Raw genomic sequence first — 21,102 nt, forward strand, 5'->3', positions numbered from 1 at the left:
GACATATTCAGAAAGAAAGGTGAACCGTAGAATGTAATAGGGTGAATCATTATGGCAAAAAGACCAGTACAAAAATATGATTTTACGCCTTTTGGGAAGGCAATTAAATCGGCAAGAAACGAGCAGAAGGAGTCCCGCAACAAAGTCGGGAATGAAATGTATCTGTCTCCCCGCTATCTTGCCAACATTGAAAACAAAGGGCAGCATCCGAGTCTCCAGATTTTCTTTGAACTGGTGACCCGTTATCATATCTCCGTAGATCAGCTTCTCTTTGGGGACGCGACAGAGAGTAAGTCCACGGCACGCAGACAGCTTGATCCCTTGCTTGATGGAATGACCGAAGCTGAACTGAAAATTGTCATTGCCACCGCACAGGCTATCTTGGATGCCAGAGCGGAGGAAGAAAAATGATGTGGTTGATGCAACTGAATAATGATTAGGAAACGCTATGAACGGATACCGTTTGTAGCGTTTTTCTTTGCTTTCATGGTTGCCAAAGGCAGGAGTTTCGGATTACTTAGGTACGGAGAGAGAAACGATAGCAAGCACAGCAAGCGAGTACCCGCTTGCGATTTTTGGCTTTATGGAACCCTCCCCCTAAACCCGAAAAATGCTTGTTGGGAACATCCCAAACCCTGATACGAAAAGAGGCGAGATACCACGATGACAAACCGAAAACGAAATATCCAGGTGAAGTTCTATATGACCGCCGAGGAAAAGGAACTGATGGAACAGAAGATGGCCCAGCTCCAGACAAAGCGGATCGGCGCCTACCTACGGAAGATGGCGATTGACGGGTATATCATCTATGTGGACACCAGGGATATCAAGGAGATGAACAAGCTCCTGTCCGCCATTGGCCGGAACATCAACCAGATCGCCAAGCGGGTCAACGCCGGAGGCCCCACCTATCAGGCCGACATGGAGGAAATCCGGGAAAGGCTGGATCAGATATGGCAGTTACAAAGACGCATCCTATTAAGTCAACGCTGAAAGCGGCCATTGACTATATCTGCAACCCCGAAAAAACAGACGAGAAGTTGCTAGTGTCCTCCTTCGGCTGCGCCGCCGAGACCGCCGACATTGAATTTGAATGGACACGCCGCCATGCCATCGACAAGGGTACACACCTGGGCCGCCACCTGATTCAAGCCTTTGAGCCTGGGGAGGTGTCGCCAGAGGAAGCCCACCGGATCGGCATGGAACTTGCGCGGGAGGTCCTGGACGGCAAATATGAATTTGTCCTCACCACCCACATTGACAAGAATCACATCCATAATCATCTGATTTTCAATGCGGTCAGCTTCACCGATCACAAGCACTACCATTCCAACAAGCGCAGCTATCATGAGATACGCCGGGCCAGCGACCGACTGTGCCGAGAACACGGCCTGTCCGTCATCGTCCCCGGCTGGGATAAGGGCAAGAGCTATATTGAGCATCAGGCCGCACAGAACGGCACCAGTTATAAGGCAAAACTGAAAGCCGCCATCGACCGGTTGATCCCCGTGTCCTCCAGCCTGGAAGATTTACTTGCCCGGTTACAGCGGGAAGGATACGAGATCAAGCGGGGAAAGTATATCTCCGCCAGGGCGCCGAACCAGGAGCGATTTACCCGGCTCAAAACCCTGGGCGCCGATTATACGGAAGAAGCCGTTGTCTCTCGCATCGCCGGAGGCTCCAGGCCCTCCAGACAACCCCGGCAGCGCAGCGGGAAAGTCAGCCTGCTCATTGACATTCAGAACAATAACAATATCAAGGCCCAGCAGAGCGCAGGATACCAGCGGTGGGCGACCATTGAGAATCTGAAACGGGCGGCCGCCACCATGAACTTTCTCACCGAACATGGCATCAGCACCTATGAGGAATTAGTGGAACGGTGCGACACCGTTGCCGCTGCCTCCATCCGCACCAGGGAGAGCCTACGGGATACGGAGCAGCGGATCGCTGACCTTGCCCTCCTGGGAAAGCAGATCGACACTTATCGCAAGCTGAAACCTGTCTATGACCGATATAAGGCATCAAAGGACAAGGAAAAATTCCTGCGCGGCTTTGAGAGCGAGATCATCTTATTCGAGGCGGCAGCCAGGGAGATTAAAAAGGCCGGACTCACCAAACTTCCTTCCTCCGATAAGCTGAAAGCGGAACTGGACGGACTCTCCGCCCGCAAGACCGCCTTGCAAACGGAACTTCGGAAGATACAGCGGGAGGAAAAGGAATATGATACCCTCCGCCAGAATGTGGACGCCCTGCTGGAAAGGCCGAAGGAACAGCAGCGACAGCGGAGCAACGACTTGGAATAAGCATTATAAAGACACACGGCAGGAGAACTTCTTTTTTGCCGTGTGCCTTTCTTAAATATCAGCATAGAATTTTTATCAATTATATGGTATAATTTATCAATAATAGGTTTAGGCCTGCAGAGCAGGGGAAGCAGAGTTACCTTGTCATAGTTTTAGGGCTCATAGTCTATATCCTGATAGGTTTGGTACATGATTTATTCCCAAAGTTTTTTGCCTGTCACAAGGAGGAATTGCCTATGAAAACTAAAGTGATAAGAGCATTGGTCGCTGCCGCAAAATCCATTCTAAATTCTGTATGGACTGTGGGCGCTAATCTTTTGGCTGGTGCTCTGCTGGCCTAAGTCTATTATTAGTAATAGAGCGGAGGGGCCGGAACATGAATTTCGAGAAAGTTGCAATTAAAAATTTTCGAAATTTCGAAAATATAGAAATAAGTGTATCCAATAAAAATATATTCTTCGGACTGAATGACATTGGGAAAACCAATTTCCTATATGCAATCCGCTATGTTTTCGATCGAGATATCCGAAAAAACGGTTTAATTGATTCTGATTTCCATAAGAAAAACACATCTCAGCCTATAGAGATTACCATTACCATCGATATTAGTGATACTGCTGATTCTGATTGTCAAAAGCTACGTGCACAACTTAAAGGCGCTCTCCTTAGTACACATACAAAAGCCTATATCAAATTGGTTGCCGAGTACAATTCACAGGACCTTTCGGCTTCCCCTATATTATATTGGGGTGGAGATCTCACAAGCCTGCATGAAATGAAGCAACGCGGATACCAATATGAACTTGACTATGTCTTTAATGTCATTTATATTGACTCGTATGTTGATTTGTATTCACTATTTAGAAAAAATGTTTCTACACTTTTGAAAAGTGATAACGAAAGTGATAATGTTATATTAGAGCATATCAAAGCGACTGTTAATCAGTTAAATTCAGATATTTCGACACTTTCTGCCGTAAAAGATTTTGAAGCCAGAATTACACCAGAATACCAAAAGTTTCGTAGTGAAGGCGTATCTGTATCTGTCAAATCTGAAATAGCGGTAAAAGGACTCTATTCAAATATTGTGCCATATATCAAACAAGACGGCGATGACAATTTATATCCCACTGCAGGTGAAGGCAGAAAAAAATTGCTGGTGTATTCAATCTTTGATCTTATATCAGAAGAGAATAAAGACATAAGAATTAACCTTTTTTTAATTGAAGAACCAGAAAACCATCTGCACAAATCGTTGCAAATTGCATTGTCTCAAATACTGTTTACTGATGAAAAATACCGCTATTTATTCGTGACAACGCATTCACCGTTTGTGTTGTATGAAATGAATAATGTTAGCTTAGTTCGCATATTTAGCGATACTTCTATTACGAGCGCAAGTTGCTTTTATACAGTACCTAAGGATTATGAAAAAAACAGAAAAATGCTGAATCGTTGTTTGACTGAAGCGATTTTTGCAAATAAGGTTTTACTTGTAGAAGGACCTTCCGAGCTCATTCTTTTCGAAAAAGTCCTTTCGGTTGTATACCCCTTTTATGAAGTTGATGGAATTTATATTTTGTCTGTGGAGGGGCTTGGATTTGAAAGGTATGTCTCAATTTTTGATGCTCTTGAAATTGAGAACATCGTTAAAACAGACAATGATTTGCGATATATAAAACGTTCTGGAAAATATAGTGTTTTAGGTTTTTGCCGTTGCAATGGAATTATTGGAGTGAAAAAGTTACCAACCGCTCCCATTGAGGGGAACGGTGTTACAGAAAAGAGAGAACTGTATTCTGAGAATAAAAGCAAATTAGACGAGCTGCGTCACAAGTACAATGTTTTTTTATCAAAAGTTGATTTGGAAAATGACTTAGATGAATTTTTGCATAATGAATTAGTCACATATCTTGGAGTTGAAAATCCCGTAGCCTATTTGCAGAAGGCGAAACATTTCCGTATGGTTGAGTTGGTCGAACAAATTAGCGATGCTGACTGTAGAAAAATATTTGAGCATTATAATTTTGCTTGCCTGCAGGAGGTTGTCAAATGACTCTTTCACCAATTCAACAAAAAATTGTTGATACAAAAGGCAACCTTGTCGTTCGGGCAAGCGCAGGCACGGGAAAAACGCACACCATGGTCGCAAAAATAGCGGCTGAAATTGAAAACAATCGAACTCACAAAGTAATTGCTGCCATTACATTTACAATTAAGGCTGCACAAGAAATCAAGGATCGGCTGTCCGTAGATACTTCTCGGCATTTTATTGGTACAAACAATAGTTTTGCTATTGAGGAAATAATCAAGCCATTTTTGAAAGATGTGTATGGAGCAGAATATGCCATTGATATGAGTACCGATTATGCAGAACGGGTAAATACGTTTCAGGAAGGTCTTGATAAAGTCCGGTGCGACGGGATTCTATGTTCCTATAAAGATAATAAAAAGAACTTCATTTTTGATTTGGCACAAAAAGTTATTCAACAATCACTAGCATGTCGCCTTTACTTGCAGGCTAAATATTTCAAGCTATATATTGATGAATATCAAGATTGCGACCAAGCCATGCACAATTTCTTTATGTATATCTGTGATACCCTAGGTATTGAAACATTTATTGTTGGTGATGAAAAGCAATCAATATATATTTGGAGAGGTGCTTATCCAGAAGCGTTCAAGAGCATTTGGAAAAAACCAAATTTCCATAGAATCTTTATGGGAGATAATTTCCGTTCTTGTCAACAAATTCAAAACTACTCTAATTTGCTTTGTGAGGAAACTCGAAGTCTTTATACGAGTACGGAAACTATTGAAAATATTATCTGGCTGACTCCTAATGAACAGAATTGGGCAGTTGATGTTTTGAAACACATTGACCCCAAACAACGAACTGCTTTGTTAAGGTTTAAAAATGCCGATGCGGAATCTGGAGCAAATGAACTTACACAAGGAGATTTTTCATTTACCTTTATTCCGCAGCTGCCGATTGCAGAAATAACAACCGATTCGGCATGGTTATATTTAGCTATAGCTAAGTATTTCGTAATTGAAAAATATTCTGTATATGACTTGATTTCCGAAATTCCTGCAGAGGGAGCTGAGAATCGCAAAACGGTAAAAATAATTGAATCCTTCTTGAAACAAATACAAATCTCCGTTGAAAATGATACGGCATTTGAACTCGCAGTCGAAAATTTGGCCAATTATCTCGGCTATGAAACAAGAAAATCGCATATCAAGAAGTTGCTTTCAACTATAACTGACCAACGATACCATTCAGCTTTTAATCCTGATCATTTTCAAAATATTGCAATAACATTTCATTCGTCTAAAGGTTTAGAGTTCGAACAAGTGATTTTGTTTGCAGAAGATTATAACTTGAATGATATGTCAAGCATATATAATCATTATGTTGCTGTTACAAGGGCAAAAAACAAAGTTGTAATTGTCAAGCTTAATAAATACTATGCAAATTGTTTCCAACACAACCTTGCAAAAATTCTTGCTCAAAGTAACCTACAGATTGATGATTTGGTATCGTATAAATAAAAAAGAGCGCCACCACCGGATAACATCCGATGATGGCGCTCCCATTTTGTCTAAAGGTGAAAATCCGGCGTTTTCCCTATACAGGAAGGCCCTGCCGCCCTATATGGGAAATTATACTGCCCCTACACGAAAAAGCCGCCACAGGCGGTCTTTTCGCTTACTTTGAACCCTAATTCCCGCACTTTTTGGAACGGAGGGAAAGATAGTGAGGACAGGACAACACCACCGCCCGGAAACTCTGCTTGCAGGGATGGACGCAGCCTTTGCAGAGTTTGTTATACTGGCGCCTGCCGTTCTCGCCCAGGAAGAATGTCCATTCCAGACGCCATTTCTTGCTCCGGCTCATAAGTCGCCCAGCTCCGGGGGCTTCTTCTGCGGGGCAGGCTTGTCCGGGCCTTTCCGTTCCGCGCACTCCCGTTTTGCGTCCTCCAGCCGCTCCCGGATGGAAGGCTTTTTCTCCGGCGTGGTCCTGCACGCCTCAGCCTGGGCTTTCTCCAATTCCTCACCACGGCGGCCGTTGTTGATGATCCCGTCGATCATGCCGTAGTCATCCTCCAGGGTCATTTCCGCCGTGCGCATCGGGTTTTCCGGCTCCACGGGAACGGATACGATCTGCCCGTTGATGCTGGCGAACAGTTCCGGCCGCTTGAATTGCTCGGTGTACTTCTGGATCATGTCCGGGGACAGGGACGCAAAACTCTCCGGCCCCAGGCCCACCACCAGGAAGGTGCCTGCCACAATATCGTAAATCTCCCCATGCTCGTCCCGGAGGGAACGGTTCAGGTCCAGACCGATGAGCTTGCCTTCATCGTTCAGCACCAACCCCACCGGATCGTCAAAGGGATAGGAGGCAGCAATATCGCCGCCCACCTCCGCTTGCAGCGCATGGAGGCCAGGGTCGAGCTCCTTTACATAGGGCTCCTTCATGGGCTCCACCACCAGGACAGTCAACTTCTCCGGCGCGGTATGTTCGGGGGTGTCTCCGTTGGGGATGGCAAAGGCGCGGCTGCCGTTGGCCATGATGAGATACTTTCCGTCCTCGGACTCGTGGTGGAAACCGTATCCGGCCGCCTCCATCTGTTCCCGGCTCATATCCGTCACATGGAAGGTGCCCCTGGGGGTTCGCACCGTCTCGCCGGTCTCCCGGTCATCCGGGGTGGGCGCCGCTTGCTGCCCGTACAACTCCGCCTCATACTCCCGGTTTACCTGTTCCGCAAAGGACAGCATCTCGTCCACATGGGACTGATCCGGGTTTTCAATGGCCTCCCGGATCGCCTGGGGGTCCACATCCAGAAATTCCTCATAGCCAGTGGCGTCCTTGAACTTCTCGATCTCCGAAGGCAGATAGTCCTCCTGGGTCTGCCCCAGGGCGGCCAGTTTCTCGTCCAGGGCGGAGATGCGCCCGGCCATCAGGTTTTCGTAGATTTCTTCCTTTGCCGCGTGTTCCTCCGGGTGCTCGGCGGCATACTGCGGATCGTTCTGCCGGAAAAACTCGTCCATATCGTAGGCAAGGTCCATGGCCCATTCAGAAATTTCTTCTTCGGGGATGTCATCCTGGAAGGTCATCACCCGGTATTCCTCCGGGATGCTGCCGCGCTCGCCATCGTAATACTCATGGAAACTGTCCCCGGTGTCCCGCACATAGCCCAGGTCGGTGAACTGGTCGCTTTCCTCCAGGGCGATGTCCCGTCCGTAGGCCTCATAGTCGATGTAGTTGCGCAGATGCTCCGGCACCTGCATGGCGTCCAGTTCCTCGATATAATACCGGCCCAGATCGTCGTGGTCGTGGATGTCAGGATAAATGTCGTAGCAGTCCAGGTTCTCCGTCAGGTTGATAAGCTCCTGGATGCTGCCCGTATGGTCGCCGATCTCCATGGCCGCTTGGAACCGCTCGTATTCATCCTGGCTCATGTCGTCCAGTTTGGAGGCCAGGTAGTTCAGCTCGTCCAGGTTGGCGTACTCGCCCAACAGGTCATAGAGGCCGTCCACATAGCAGTCGTAGTCCGTGATGAACCATTCCTCATAGGTCTGCCCGAAGTCGTCCTTCGCACCGATCCCGATGCGCTCAAAGACCTTTTTCAGTTCCTCCGCCGTGGTGGGGAACTTCACCCATTCGCCCACAAGGGCGCCCTCGTTGTACTTGCCCAGGTTGGTGATGAAGGCGGCAAAGGGATAATCTTTGTCATAGTCATAATGGGGCATAGCGACACCTCCTTACAGTTCCGGCGCAGGCTTTTCCCGATGGGGCTGCGCCTTGCTATGATTGGCACATTCCTTCCGGCTCTGTTCCAGCCGCTCCTTGATGGAGGGCTTTTTCTCCGTCTGCCTCTCCCTGGGGCGCTCATGCTCCCACTCGTCGCCGGAGAGGGTGAGATAGCCTTGGCTCGTAAAACAGCCCTGTTCCTCCTGCATGGCGTGATTGCCGAAGGGAACAGGATCAATGGCGTCCAGCAACTCCGGGGGTAGAAGAATGTCCAGATGCTGCGCCAGATAGCGCCAGCCCACATCCTCCACCTTGCTGATGTTGGCCTCCAGGACAAAATACTCGGTGTTGGCAGGAAACTCCCGGAACTGCTCCAGGGTGGTCAGACGATAGGGCGACTCCTGGACAGCGGCCAGAAGGTCACGGTCCTCCGGGGAAAGTCCGGCAAGCGCCTGGGCCGCTGCCTCCAGTTCGCTTGCGTCACCGCCTGCGGGGAGCAGCGGCTTCAAATGCTCCATGAAGTTGACCTCGGTTTTACTTTTTGCCATGCACACCATCCTTTCGTTTCGGAAACTCCAGCTTGAAATTGACATACTTACCGCCGGTATCGTCCAGGATCACCACGGCGTCATAGGTGGAACCTTTCTTCTCCGACCACAGTCCCTTGACGGAAGTACAGCCCTTTTTCAGAAGGTCGGCCGCCATTTTCCGGGTCATTTCCTTGCGGCGGCTGGTCCAGAAACGGTCATCCTTCCACATGACAAACTGGCAGGCACGGTCCGAACAGGCAAAGTTCTTCTTGCCCTCATAAACCGGCTTGCCGCAGCGGGGGCAGAGGCCCACCGTCTCCTTCTCCGGCTGGAATAGCTTTTGCCCATCCTCGGAAATGTGGGAGTATTTCCGCACCAGCTCCGCCGCCATCGCCTCGATCCCGTCCATGAAGTCCTCCGGCGACGCCTGGCCCTTTGCCACCTCGTTCAACCACAGTTCCCAATCCGCCGTGAGCTTGGGAGAGGTCAGCAGCTCCGGCAGCACCGTGACCAGGTTGACACCCGCCTTTGTGGGGATCAGGTTCTTGCCCTTGCGCTCCACGAATCCGCCGGACACCAGCTTTTCAATAATGGCCGCCCTGGTCGCCGGGGTGCCCAGGCCGCGCCGTTCCTCGTCCTCCGGGATGTCCTTCTTGCCCGCGTTCTCCATGGCCGACAGAAGGGTGTCCTCCGTGTAAGGCTTGGGGGGCGAAGTGAAATGCTCGGTGACGGAGGCAACGACCGGCTCAAAGACCTGCCCCTCCGTCAAGGCCGGAAGGACACCCACGGCATCTTCATTCTCCGGCTTCTCCTTCCGGGAGGAACGGAACACCTCCTGGATGGCCCGCCAGCCCTGGGAAAGCACCTGCTTTCCTTTTGCCGTGAAAGTGTGGCCGCCGCAGTCAAAGGTGGCCGTGACCGCTTCATACACGAAAGGCTCTGCCGCAGCACACAGCAGCTTGCAGCAGACCAGCAGAAGGATATTGCGCTCGCCCACAGGCAGCGCAGGGACATCCGCCTTTTCCAGTTCCAGGGTGGGAATCAAGGCGTGGTGGTCGGATACCTCCTTGTCGTTTACCAGCGCCGCAACATCGGGGAAAAACTCCGGGGAGGTGTCGAAGGGCGGCACCCGCACCGCCAGATGCAGGACCACGGAGGCGGTCTCCGCCATGTCAACCGTCAGATACCGGCTGTCCGTGCGAGGATAGGTCAGCAGCTTCTTTTCATAAAGCGACTGGGCGTAGTCCAGGGTTTGCTTGGCCGTGTAGCCGAACACCCGGTTTGCCTCCCGCTGCAAGGTGGTCAGGTCGTACAGCTTGGGCGGCTTCTCCGTCTTTTTCTCCCGCACCATGGATACACATACGGCTTGCTGCCCGTCACAGGCGTCCCGGATGGCCTGTGCGTCCTCCGGGGAAACTATGCGGTCGCTGACCGCCTCGGCCCCCTCCAGCGCCAGCCGCACATGATGGTATTTCTCCTTGCGGAACAGGACGATCTTGCTGTCCCGGTCGGCCAGCATCGCCAAGGTGGGCGTCTGTACCCGCCCCACATTCAGGGTGCGGTGGTAGAGGACGGAGAACAGTCGGCTCGCATTGATGCCGATAAGCCAGTCCGCCTTTTGGCGGCAAAGCGCCGACTGATACAGCGGGTCATAGTCCGCGCTGGGGCGCAGGTCGGCAAAGCCCTCTCGGATCGCCGCGTCCTCCATGGAAGAAATCCAGAGGCGGGAGAAAGGCTTGGAACATCCGGCGGCCTCATAGACCAGCCGGAAGATCAACTCACCCTCGCGTCCCGCGTCGCAGGCGTTGACCAGCTCCGTCACATCGGAGCGCTCCATCAGGGAACGGAGAATGTGGAACTGGGCAGCCTTTTCCTCGGACACCACATAGCGGAAGGGGTTGGGCAGGATGGGAAGGTCCTCATACCGCCACTTCTTGTAGCGGTCATCGTAGGTAGCCGCGTCCGCCAGCCCCACCAAATGACCAATGCACCAGGAAATCAGCCAGCCGCCGCCTTCAAAATAGCCATCGGCCCTGGATGTGACACCCAGGGCCGATGCGATACTCTTTGCTACACTCGGTTTTTCAGTTATGACTAGTTTCACAAAATATCTCTCCTTGTCTTTATCAATACGACATGATAGTATAAAAGGGGTGAAATGTTTTGGATAATATTTTGAACGAATTTCTTACTAGTATAGTTGGAGATTACTTCTCTGAATATGGATATGAACCGCTTAAACTCGCTATTTCTTTAGCTGATGACATTTGGGATGAGTACCTAAAAGTAAGACCAGATCACAAGCAGATGTTGGATGAGCAAAGACCATTGCCATCTTTTCATGGAACGATCGCCACTCCGGTTGAATTAGATGGCACATTCACTATCATCATTGATAACCAGTACTCTAAAACTACGCTCAAAGAAAACCCCGGTGCGTGGATAGGAACCATTATTCATGAACTGACGCATACAATCGATTATAGAGATTATGCTCGACTTGTTCATGCAGCCAGTTATGATGAGATATTAGATACCTCGCGCCATAGAATGTTTCAACTCTGGACGGAATTTAATGCTAGAAGACACGGATATTACTTCCTGCGCAAGTATACCTTTAAAGATGTCCATGATCTTGCACAAATTCCCGATATTGTGAACCGAGAATTGCCTTTCCAGATGAACTACATGTATGAGCAATACCACTCCACATCTGATGGTTGGACTCAAATGTACACTGTTAGTCAATTTTTGGGAAGGCTTGCGGTATGGGAGGATCTTTTTCCATCGCACTTCGATTCTGAGCAAATTAGAGCACTTCTTGGCGCTAATCGTTGGATGCTTGAAATGTACTCATATTTAAATTCCCATCGAGATTTAGAAGTTGCGGTACAAAGTTTTGATGAATTACGCCAAATTCTGCTTCAAAATTTTCAGGGGTTATAAGAAAAGCCTGTCTGGTGATGTATATTTCACTTAGACAGGCTTTTTATAGTTCTCTTATTGAGGTGTTACTTCATCCTCGTTTTCGTATTCCTCGTCCTCAAACTCATAGTCGTCCGGGTCAGTGCTGACCTTTGCGCTCTGCTTGGGCTTAATGAACTTGATGTAGGCGAAGGCTCCGCCGCCACCCAGGGCCACCAGCAGCAGGATCAACACCAGAGCGCCGCTGCCGCCGGACTCCTTCTCCGGCTCCGGTTCAGGCTCCGGCTCCACCTCCGGCGCTTTTCCGGCGCACTCGCTCATATTCACCGCGCAGACCGGACAGATAGTATTCACCACACCGGCCTGGCACTTCTCGGCGCAGGTACAAGCAGCTGGCTTTTCCTCCGTCTGCCCATCTTCCATCAGCGCCATCAGGTCGCCTTCGTCCACTTGGTTCAAGAAGTGAACGGCGGTCTCCTTGTCCTCGTTGTCCCGGTCGATCAAGATGTAAAAATAATTTCCGGCTTTCGTGGCCACGGTGATAAGCTGCTTGTCACCGTAATAATCGTCCACCAGCGTGGCATTGCCCTCCGGGGTAAGGGTCTGGCCTTCCGGCTCCATGCCCCCGGTGGCGGGTTCCTCGGTGGGTTCCGGGGTCGCCTCGGCGGACTCCCCGGTGTAGTAGTCGCCATCCCCACCACCCGCAAAGGCGGTGACGGAGAAGGCGGTCATGCACAAGACCACCACCGTCAGGGATGCCAGAAGGCGAAAAATTCTGTTACGCTTCATCCTCGCCATCCTCCATTCCTTCCACATCCTCGTCGTCAGGCTCCGCCGCTGCCTCCGCCTCCATCATTCCGTCGGGCAGGGTGATAAGGCCGCTGGCGTAGGCCTTCAGGAAGGCGGTCAGTTCCTTGTTGTCCATCCGCACCGCCTTGACCATGCGGACGATCTCCAGGTTTTCTTCCTCGGTAAGCTGCGCCTCCAGCTCCCGAAGGCGCTTCTGCTGGGCGGAGATTTTCTCCTTCGTCTTTTCAATGTCTTTGCGAATCTTCTCAACCGTTGCCATGTGTGCAAAACTCCTTTCCAAATCGTTCTCTCCAGGAATAGTTCCGTCCCAGGCCCTTGACCGTTTTCAGGTTTTTCCGGGCGTTGTCCTCCAGCACCAGAGCACGGCGGAACAAATTGGGATGCTGCTCCCGCAGGGCGGTGATCTCGTCGGGTTTCATACTGGGGCAGAAAAAACAGGACGATTTTCCCGGCTGGGGCAGTCCTGCCGCCTCGATCTGCCGGATGCAATCGTCCCGCGTCCATCCCCATTCCATTAGGGGATACCACTTGCTGTATTTTCGGTCGGCCAGGTCTCCCAGCAGCACCTTGTCGCTGCGGTAGCCCTCGCCCGCGTCGTAGCCGATGAATTTGACCACCCGTTTGCCCGCCGCCCACGCCTTTTGACACGGTGGGTAATGGTTGCAGAACTTTTCCTGCGGCCCGATCTTGTGTTTCAGGGAACACCGTTTGAAGCCGTAGGCGATGGACGGAAGGCTGCAACTTTGCAGACATTCATCCTCCAGCGTCAGCCGTTTCCCGTCACGGGTGGTCTTATACACTCTGGTAATGGGAGGCATCCCGTGGTCCTTCAGCCAGTCATCCATCACATCCAGATAGGCGTAGGTGTGAGGATGCTCTGCTCCCGTATCCGCAAAGAGAATCAGGTCCACCGGGATACGGTGCTGGTGCAGCCCGATCAGAAGGGCGGTGCTGTTGGCGCCGCCCCCGTAGGAAACCATATTGATGCTCCATCACCTCCATCAGTTGTACGGCGGCCTGCCGTATGCGTAGAAATGGGACTGCCAGTAGCTCGTGTTCAGGTTGGAATATTGGATGGGGTCGCCGCAATGCAGCATCATCCCGTCGCCCACATAGATACCTACATGAGATACGCCGGTTGTGTCGTAGGTGCCCACGAAGAACACCAGGTCGCCGGGCTGTGGATCAGATACCGGGGTGGAAATGTTGTAGAGCCCCTGGGCGCCCAGCCGCCCGGTGTTGCACAGGCCGCTGTTGGTCAGAACATAACTGACGAAGCCGCTGCAATCAAAAGAGGTGCTGGGGCTGCTGCCGCCCCACACATAGGGATAGCCCAGATATTTTTCCGCCTCGGTGATAAGGGTGTTGAACCGTTCGTCCGTCAGGTATTCAGCGGGAATCTCCCAGGCGGTGGGCGGGTTCTCGATGTACTTGTTCACATACCCGGAGGACGGAAACAGGTCGGGGCGGTTGCCCAGAGTGGACATATAGGTGGCGTACAAGGAAAACTGTTCCTCGCCCATCATATAGACCGGCACATGGGAGAGGTCGAAGTTTTCCAGCGTGACGGTGCAGATGGTCCAGGTATAGGGCACCCGAACCGTATAGGGGTTACCCTCGCTGTCCGTCCTTGTCTCCGTCCGATAGCGGGTCTCCGTGGTCACAGTTTCGGTGAGGATGTATTGCTTGTCAAAGAGGGTTTGAAGGTCGCCCTGTACCTGGTCGATGGTGAACACCCCCTCATGGAGTGCCGACAGAATGGAAATCAGCACATAGGGGTCATGCTCGATCTCGTCCAGGTCGAAGTGATACTCGTCATAGTCGTGGGTGGCGTCGTAGGTGTCCAGGTACTCCCGCAATTCATCCTCTTTGGCGCAGTAGGCTTCTTCCGCCGCCAGCATATCGGAATCCTCGGACAGATAGGAAGATGCCATGATATTGGACACCCCACCACCGAACATGGAGGAACAGGATTGCAGGGAGCCCAGCAGCATCACCAGCAGAAGGCCAATACCGCCCACGATCAGCGCGCCCTTCCAATGCCGTTTCAGGAAAAGGGCGGTGCGCTTGGACTCCTGGGCGTTTTTCCTGGCCGCCTTTGCCGTGGCCTCCGCTGTTTTTCCGGCTTGGGCAGTCTTGCCCGCCGCCCGGTATGCCGCCGCATATTGCTTTTGCAGCTTCCGTTTCTGCCACAGGCGGGAGATGGGATTGGATGCAAGCTGGGGGTTCTCCACCACGGCTTTCCGATAGTAGAAATCCGCATTGGCCTTGACCGCCGCCTGCTCCGCCTTTGCCGCATCCTTCCAGGGTTTCAGCTTGCGTTCCGCCCGCCAGCTCTGGACACGGTGGTTTCCGTAGCCCACAGTCTTCTCAAAGCTGCGTTCCCCAAGGTGGCCCGACTGGACGCCGGAATTTTCCTGCTCCACCTCCCGGACCTTGCCGTGGATCGCTGCGCCTGCCTCCTGAATGGGGCGGGACAGAGGATTGGCATGGGGCTTTCCCAGACTCTTATTGGGAATCGCGTCCCTGGCGGCATCCAGCCGGTCCGCCGCCTTATCCGACTTGCGAATGGCCCCTTGCAGTTCCGGCACCACCCGGTCAGCTTCGGAAAACTGCAATCGGGATGATGGGCGGCCCGTTGCCGCCTCGCCCTCCCGATAGGCTCTGCGCTGTTTCCGGCGCTTCTTTTTAGCTGCTGCCTGTTCCCGGTGCAGTTCCGCACGGTCCACCGCTTTTCCAGCGGCGCCCGCCGTGTCGCCGGATGCAGAATGGTCCTGCTCCGGCGTCCGGTCAGCGGGATAGGTGGTCTCGCCCGTGACCAGATTGACGGATACCGCCCCGTCACGGGTCATCTTCTGCGCCTCCTTTTCGGGGGCTTTCCATTCTTTCAAGGTGCGTCACCTCCTATTCCATAGGGGCAGATGTTGACACACGCCCCGGTTTCGATCATGGCGATGTACTGGAAAATGGGATAGGCCTAGGGCGGGCAGACCGCGTTCCCCAGGGTTTTCAGCCGTAGCGCCCGGTTGTCGGTGTCCTCGGTCATGCGGGGGACTCCTTTGGGCTCGGCACGCCATAGGATGCGTCCGTCCATTTCGGGGGGAATCCCATAAGCCATTCCACCCAGTCCGGGTTCAGCGCCGCTTTCTCGGAACGGGGCTGCTCCTGCCGGATCACCTGGGCCGACAGGTTGGAGGACGGGGGTTTGTCCCGGAAGGCCGCCGGTTTCAGGGTGGAACGGTAACCCTCCGACGCCGCCGGGGTCAGATAGAACACCGCCGCCGACAGGGACAGGCTCCAGATCGACCCATCCTTGTTCCGCTTGCGGAATATCCCGTTGTCCGACAGGAACACATCCAGGTTGGCAGCGTCCCGCCCCGTGGATTTGTCGGAGGCAAGGGGTGTGGGAAATATCAGCCGCGACGATAAAAGTTCGCTGGCGCTCATGCCATGCGCCGACGCCGCAAGCCGGAAATACGAATGGGAGAACAGCGTATCCCGCTTTTGCCAGGTCAAAAATCGTTTTGTCGAGCCCCATATTGATGAAGCCAGCAACATTTTCCCCAAGCACCCAACGGGGCCGCAGTTCGGCAATAACGCGGCACATCTCCGGCCACAGGTAGCGTTCATCCGCAAAGCCCCGCCGCTTTCCAGCGGTGGAGAAGGGCTGGCACGGGAATCCGCCGGAGAGGATGGTGATGGTTTCAAGTCTTGTTTTCTCAAAAAACGCCTCCTTCGTGAATGTGGTGATGTCTCGGAATTTCGGCACATCCGGCCAATGCTTTTGCAGGATGGAATAGGGGTAGTCCGCCCACTCGCATTGACAGACTGTTTCAAAACCTGCCGCCTCCGCCGCCAGGTCCAGCCCGCCGATGCCAGAAAAGAGGCTGACATGGGTTAATTTCACATTGATTTTATAGTCACCTCCTAATTTAGGGCATAAGAAAACCCGCTTCGTTGTGAAGCGGGTTTTCCAGTTTTGATTTTATCGGTATTCAGCGATCCAGTGAGCCATTGCAAAAGCGTTCGCCTTAAATAAAGGAACCTCATACTTAACTCCAATTTCTTGCAATACAAACAAACGAATTGCAAAAGATAAAATCCAATAATCAGAGGCAAATTCCTTTCCATCCGTAAATCGCTTTCGCTCTTTTGCCAAGTGGGAATAAAAATGGCGGGTATCTTTTAGTAACTTAAAGTATTTTTTTTGCGACAGTCCCATGCTACTAAACAGCTTTGTTTTATACTTTCTATTTGCATTTAGTAGCGGTTCAAAAAGGAACTCCATTCTGCCTTGAAAGCTGTGATTTGAAAGCCGGTTGTCATATTTTTCCTCTACTATACCTTCAGCTGCGTGTGATGCTAATACAAACCTATGCTCTCCATAAATGTTGTCATAGGACTGGACAGCAAATATAGAACTAAGAGGATACTTGAGAACAGCCTTTAGTGATGCATAATTTTGTAAGGTTGTGCGGTTCAATGTTTCCTGAGATATGAAACATAATCTATTGTTACTTCTTATCAGGTTAAAGCTCTTTGTCGTGCACCACTGTCTTGCCATTCTTTTTGGGAAAAACTCATCTTCTTCTCCATCAAAGAAAATGTTTAAAAGAACTGGAAAAAAGCCGTTGAAAAAATATAGCATCTCCCAAATCCAAAAGAAGATATTTTTTAATTTGGCCAATCCAATATTTCTCTTCCCCGAAATGCACAGCCTCAATTTAGACAGATCATCCTCATTATCAAATTTGATAACAGCATTCCCATAGGTGAAAGAAGAACAAACCTCTGCCTGCCTATACTTCAAGTCAAAGATACAAACTATTTCATGATTGTTGCACAATATGACCACATCCTTTTATTCAATCAAATTTTATCACATCCTTTCTTCCAAATAAAGGACACAAAGAATAGAAATCATGTTATTCAGCGGGCTGACTATGTTCCACCTCGCTAGGCTTGGTGGTGAGCAGTTTATAAAGCTCGGTATCCTTCGGGAAGTCATCCGCAAAGGGCAAAATGACATTGTTGAAGAACAGCAGCCCATGGCCCGGTTCGGAGTTGGTCACATAGGCAAGCTGCTCCGACGAGATGTTCAGTCGCTCCGCCAGTATCTTCCGGTCGCCCGCCGCCTGGTTGAGCATATAGATGAAATCGCTGTTCCCCAGGATGTTTTCAATCTCTGGGGAGGAAAGCAGGTCCTTGGGGTTCTGGGTCGCTCCGGTGGGGATACCGCCCCATTTTCTGAACCGTTTCCAAATCTCGGCGCTGTACGCGGCGGTCTGTTCCTCCTTCAGCAGAAGGTGGAACTCGTCCACGAAATACCAGGTGGAGCGCCCGATAGCCCGGTTGATGGTGACGGTGTTCCACACCGCATCCTGGACAATCAGCATACCGGGCTTTTTCAGGTTCTTGCCCAGGCCCTTGATGTCAAAGCAGACAAGGCGGTTGGAGATGTCCACGGTGGTACGGTGGTTGAAGAAGTTCAGCGAACCGTTCACATACAGGTCCAATGCCTGGGCCACCCGGTCAGCCTCCGGGATGTGCTGGGACAGCAGGGCGTTCATCAGGTCGCCCAAAATCGGCATATTCTCCGGCCGGGGGTCGGCAAAGTAGGGCTGGTAGATCATCTGCACCGCCCGATCGATGACGGTTTTCTCGATGGCCTCCAGGCCGGTCTTGCTGCCCATAATGAGCTCGCAGAAGGACAGCACGAAGTCGCTTTTCAGCGCCAGCGGGTTTTCTTCCTCGGAGTAGTTGAGATTGATGTCCAGGGGGTTCACATAGTCGGTGCTGGACGGGGACAGCCGGATCACCTGACCGCCCAATCGCTTCACCAGGGGCGAATATTCGTCCTCCGGGTCACAGATGATGACATTGTCCTGGGTCATCAGCATGATGAAGGTGATCTCCCGCTTGCAACTCATGGATTTGCCGCTGCCAGGGGTGCCGAACACAAGGCCGTTGGGACAACGGGATTGCTTGCGGTCCAGCAGGATCATGTTGTTGGAGAGGGCGTTGAGCCCGTAGTACATGGCGTCGCCGCCCATGAACACCTCCTGGGTGACGAAGGGAACGAACACCGCCAGGGCCGATGTGGTCAGGCTCCGTTCGATCTTGATGCGGTTGAGGCCCAGGGGCAAAGAGGACATCAGCCCGTCCTCCTGCTGGAAGTCCAGCCGGGTCAGAAGGCAGTTGTAGGTTTGGGCGACGCTGGCCGCCTGGGACACGGCGATCTCCAGCTTTTGCCGGGTCTCCGCCGTGTGCAGCACCAGGAAGGTCATGTTGAACATTCTCTCGTTGCGGGATTGCAGGTCGGTGAGAAGGTCCTTCGCCGCGCCGCCGTAGGTGGACAGGTCGGAGGGAAGGATGTCCATATCGTAGCCGCTGCGCACCGCCCGTTTCTGCTCCTGTATCTTCATGGCGTCCAGGTCGGTGATTTTCCGCTTGACCATTTTGATGGCCTCGTTCTGGTTGATGCCTCGGATGTGCATGGTCACCATGATATTCCCATCTGCCTCCATGAAGTCGGTGAGGATGCGGTCGTGCATCTCCGGCGCCAGGATTTGCAGAAAGGACACCGCCCCGTACTGCCTGCAGATGCGGAAGGTGCGGGTCTCCCCAAAGTGGAAGGAGGACGGAGAGATGAAGTCCTTCACCGAAAGGCCGCTGGCCGGGAGCCAGTCCCATTCAAAGGCGAACTGCCCTCCCTCCGGGTGGAGGATGTTATAAAGCAGCCCCAGCCGTTCCTTTCCGTCCAGCACATGAGCTGCCGCCCCCATGACCTTGAAGCGGTTGAGGGTGTCGGTCTCAATGCGGGCAAACCGCGCCCGGGCCGCGAGAAGGTTCTCCGCCTCGATGGTCAGGGTCACATACTTGGTTTTCACATAGCCATTGTTGCCCCGCTTGTACTGCATCCGCAGGATGTCCACCGCCTCGTCCCGGATGGGGTCCAGGTCGTTGCCCTGCCTGCGGATGCCAAACATTTCATCGGCGGCGCTGCCTCCGCTGCGGCTGTCCAAAGAGACCTGAACGCCGATGGAAGGGTCGTAGCCGTTGTAGAAGTCGCAGAGGCTTTCAAAGATGCTCCGCTGGTCCTCCGGCCCCGCCAGGCGGTAATTCACGTCCTCAAAGGCGATGGTCTTGGAGAAGGTCCCGCCCTCCAGCCTGCACAGGCCGTCGGGAAACATATTCTGAAACGGGATACTGTCCTGCACCGTATGGGTTTTCCCATCGCCCTTTGCCTGCCGGATCACCGCCTCGATCTGCTTGCGCTCGGCACGGGTGAGCTTACGCTTTGCCGGTCTTTCTGCCTTTTCTCGCAATCCGCTTCACCTCCTGTTCCAGTCGGGATTGCCGCACCAGGGCGGAATAGAGATTGTTGGTCTGGTAGATGCGCACCTTCGGCCGGATGAATTTGTTTTGGATGAGATGGCCCAGGAACACCTCCAGCGGCTGCCCGTTCTTCTCGTACATGGCGAACAGGAAAAAGGGCAGCATCACCAGGATCATGCACAGCGCCGCCGTGGTGGTTCCCAGGCTCGCCTTTGCCAAAAAGAAAAGCGGCACGCCTACCAGCGCCGCCGCTCCGAAACAGATCACTTGTCGTTTGGTCAACCCGAACAGGACCTTGCTCTGTATCCGGCTCAGGTCCTTCGGGATCGTTACATAAGCCAATGTTTCACACCTCCTTTAGTGGGCTCCAAACAGGGATTTTGCAAGGCTGCCGGTCTTGAACAGGGTGTAGCACAGCAGGACTGTATAGCCCATGCAGCCCCAGATGGCCGCAGATATGTTGTCGCCGGATGTGGAGATGCCCTCCACCAGCACAGCATAGATGCCCACGCAGATCATAATGAGGAAGGCCTGGAAGCCCAGAGCCAGCAGAGAGCGAAGATAGTTCTGCCCCGTGGAGCCCCATTCCCGGTTGACCATGGTGGCAAAGGGGATGGGACCTATGGAGGTAACCAAATACACCTCTATCATTCTGCCGTAGATTACCAGGAAGATGCAGATGGAAAGTATCTGCGTACACAGTCCCACGAACACGCTCTGGAACCACAGCCCCAGCAGGGCGCCCACGCTCCAGTCGGCAAGCTGGGTCTCCAGATCGCCCACCACGCCGGAGATGTCGATGCCCGCGTCCGAGATGATGACCCCCGCCGACTGGCTGACCACATTCTGCGCCACATCGAACACCGCCATGACGATGTTCCAGGTGTTGGTGACGATCAGCACCGCGCAGAAGGTTTTGAAAATCCACTTGAAGAAAATCCAGGTGTCAAAGTCGTGGAGGTTGTTCTTCTCGATGATGAGCTGGATCAGCTCGCAGCACGTGACAAAGGTGAGGATAATGCCCGCGATGGGGACGATCACCGTCTCCGAGAGGTTGCGGATCATATTGAAGATGCTGCTGTTCCAGGCGGCGGGCGTCATACCGACCTCTCCGGCGATCTCGCCCACCTTTGTGTTCAGGGTATCAAACATCCCGGTCAGGTTTGAAATGATACCGTCAATGAGCAGTTCCTTGAACCACTCCTGGATCATATCCAATATCAAGGGAGATCACCTCCTTTGCGGGGGCTCCCGCTGTGAAGCGAAAGCCCCCGCCGGGTTTGGAGAAACATCAGGTGGTGGACAGCAGACCGGACAGCAGGGGGATCAGGGTGATGCCGATGAGGGCAACGCCGCCGCCCGCCATGAGCTGTGTTATCCCCAATTAGTAGGAACAATACAGCTTTCTGGCGGGCGGCGGCACGTCAAGAAATATATA

At 52.4% G+C, this 21,102-nt stretch carries 18 protein-coding genes and 1 pseudogene; 6 read left to right on the forward strand and 13 right to left on the reverse strand.

Annotated features, from left to right (window positions below):
- The first annotated feature begins 51 nt into the window (after positions 1–51).
- The 5 genes from ACESSO_RS12580 to ACESSO_RS12600 all read left to right on the forward strand — a co-directional run bounded on the left by ACESSO_RS12580 (position 52) and on the right by ACESSO_RS12600 (position 5,858).
- Positions 52–411: a transcriptional regulator gene (locus ACESSO_RS12580; protein WP_373165762.1), complete on the forward strand. Its 360-nt coding sequence runs from the start codon at positions 52–54 to the stop codon at positions 409–411.
- A gap of 252 nt (positions 412–663) precedes the next feature.
- Positions 664–993, forward strand: coding sequence for a plasmid mobilization relaxosome protein MobC (gene mobC, locus ACESSO_RS12585; RefSeq protein ID WP_373165764.1), 330 nt, complete (start codon positions 664–666; stop codon positions 991–993).
- Positions 954–2,303: a relaxase/mobilization nuclease domain-containing protein gene (locus tag ACESSO_RS12590; protein ID WP_373165766.1), complete on the forward strand. Its 1,350-nt coding sequence runs from the start codon at positions 954–956 to the stop codon at positions 2,301–2,303. Before mobC ends, ACESSO_RS12590 begins: the two co-directional genes overlap by 40 nt.
- 376 nt (positions 2,304–2,679) lie before the next feature.
- A complete protein-coding gene (locus tag ACESSO_RS12595; protein WP_373165768.1) occupies positions 2,680–4,359 on the forward strand; it encodes an ATP-dependent endonuclease in 1,680 nt (559 codons plus the stop codon).
- The gene (locus tag ACESSO_RS12600) at positions 4,356–5,858 is read left to right on the forward strand and encodes a UvrD-helicase domain-containing protein (protein ID WP_373165769.1); all 1,503 of its coding nucleotides are present in this window, start codon (positions 4,356–4,358) and stop codon (positions 5,856–5,858) included. Before ACESSO_RS12595 ends, ACESSO_RS12600 begins: the two co-directional genes overlap by 4 nt.
- Before the next feature lie 342 nt (positions 5,859–6,200).
- On the opposite strand, the gene ACESSO_RS12605 is transcribed toward ACESSO_RS12600, so the two are convergent.
- From ACESSO_RS12605 to ACESSO_RS12615, 3 genes are read right to left on the reverse strand one after another with little or no spacing between them, the layout of a single operon-like run.
- Positions 6,201–8,060: an antirestriction protein ArdA gene (locus ACESSO_RS12605; protein ID WP_373165771.1), complete on the reverse strand. Its 1,860-nt coding sequence runs from the start codon at positions 8,058–8,060 to the stop codon at positions 6,201–6,203.
- A 12-nt stretch (positions 8,061–8,072) separates the two neighbouring features.
- On the reverse strand, positions 8,073–8,609 hold the full coding sequence (locus tag ACESSO_RS12610) for a hypothetical protein (RefSeq protein ID WP_373165773.1): 537 nt from the start codon (positions 8,607–8,609) through the stop codon (positions 8,073–8,075).
- Entirely contained in the window at positions 8,596–10,695 is a 2,100-nt protein-coding gene (locus tag ACESSO_RS12615; protein ID WP_373165774.1) for a DNA topoisomerase 3, read from the reverse strand. The genes ACESSO_RS12610 and ACESSO_RS12615 overlap by 14 nt, the downstream gene beginning before the upstream one ends.
- A gap of 59 nt (positions 10,696–10,754) precedes the next feature.
- Here ACESSO_RS12615 and ACESSO_RS12620 point away from each other — a divergent pair, with 59 nt between their 5' ends.
- Entirely contained in the window at positions 10,755–11,537 is a 783-nt protein-coding gene (locus ACESSO_RS12620; protein ID WP_373165776.1) for a hypothetical protein, read from the forward strand.
- A 54-nt stretch (positions 11,538–11,591) separates the two neighbouring features.
- Here ACESSO_RS12620 and ACESSO_RS12625 read toward each other — a convergent pair whose 3' ends face one another.
- From ACESSO_RS12625 to ACESSO_RS12670, 10 genes and pseudogenes are all read right to left on the reverse strand, one after another.
- A complete protein-coding gene (locus ACESSO_RS12625) occupies positions 11,592–12,305 on the reverse strand; it encodes a DUF4366 domain-containing protein (protein WP_373165777.1) in 714 nt (237 codons plus the stop codon).
- The gene (locus tag ACESSO_RS12630) at positions 12,295–12,585 is read right to left on the reverse strand and encodes a DUF4315 family protein (RefSeq protein WP_373165779.1); all 291 of its coding nucleotides are present in this window, start codon (positions 12,583–12,585) and stop codon (positions 12,295–12,297) included. Before ACESSO_RS12630 ends, ACESSO_RS12625 begins: the two co-directional genes overlap by 11 nt.
- Positions 12,572–13,312, reverse strand: a complete 741-nt coding sequence (locus ACESSO_RS12635) for a phosphoadenosine phosphosulfate reductase (RefSeq protein ID WP_373165798.1) — start codon at positions 13,310–13,312, stop codon at positions 12,572–12,574. The genes ACESSO_RS12630 and ACESSO_RS12635 overlap by 14 nt, the downstream gene beginning before the upstream one ends.
- 15 nt (positions 13,313–13,327) lie before the next feature.
- Positions 13,328–15,217, reverse strand: coding sequence for a C40 family peptidase (locus tag ACESSO_RS12640; RefSeq protein ID WP_373165781.1), 1,890 nt, complete (start codon positions 15,215–15,217; stop codon positions 13,328–13,330).
- Positions 15,218–15,303: 86 nt separating this feature from the next.
- The gene (locus ACESSO_RS12645) at positions 15,304–16,233 is read right to left on the reverse strand and encodes a DNA cytosine methyltransferase (protein ID WP_373165783.1); all 930 of its coding nucleotides are present in this window, start codon (positions 16,231–16,233) and stop codon (positions 15,304–15,306) included.
- Between the two features lie 78 nt (positions 16,234–16,311).
- The gene (locus ACESSO_RS12650; RefSeq protein WP_373165785.1) at positions 16,312–17,172 is read right to left on the reverse strand and encodes a HEPN domain-containing protein; all 861 of its coding nucleotides are present in this window, start codon (positions 17,170–17,172) and stop codon (positions 16,312–16,314) included.
- Positions 17,173–17,251: 79 nt separating this feature from the next.
- A complete protein-coding gene (locus ACESSO_RS12655; protein ID WP_373165786.1) occupies positions 17,252–19,654 on the reverse strand; it encodes a VirB4-like conjugal transfer ATPase, CD1110 family in 2,403 nt (800 codons plus the stop codon).
- Entirely contained in the window at positions 19,620–20,006 is a 387-nt protein-coding gene (locus tag ACESSO_RS12660; RefSeq protein ID WP_204883994.1) for a PrgI family protein, read from the reverse strand. Before ACESSO_RS12660 ends, ACESSO_RS12655 begins: the two co-directional genes overlap by 35 nt.
- 15 nt (positions 20,007–20,021) lie before the next feature.
- The gene (locus ACESSO_RS12665; RefSeq protein ID WP_373165800.1) at positions 20,022–20,876 is read right to left on the reverse strand and encodes a VirB6/TrbL-like conjugal transfer protein, CD1112 family; all 855 of its coding nucleotides are present in this window, start codon (positions 20,874–20,876) and stop codon (positions 20,022–20,024) included.
- A 79-nt stretch (positions 20,877–20,955) separates the two neighbouring features.
- Positions 20,956–21,045 (reverse strand): annotated as a pseudogene (locus tag ACESSO_RS12670) (Maff2 family mobile element protein); the annotation flags it as partial.
- Between the last annotated feature and the right edge of the window lie 57 nt (positions 21,046–21,102).

It is taken from the genome of Agathobaculum sp. Marseille-P7918 (genome assembly GCF_964248325.1).
Lineage (GTDB): Bacteria > Bacillota > Clostridia > Oscillospirales > Butyricicoccaceae > Agathobaculum.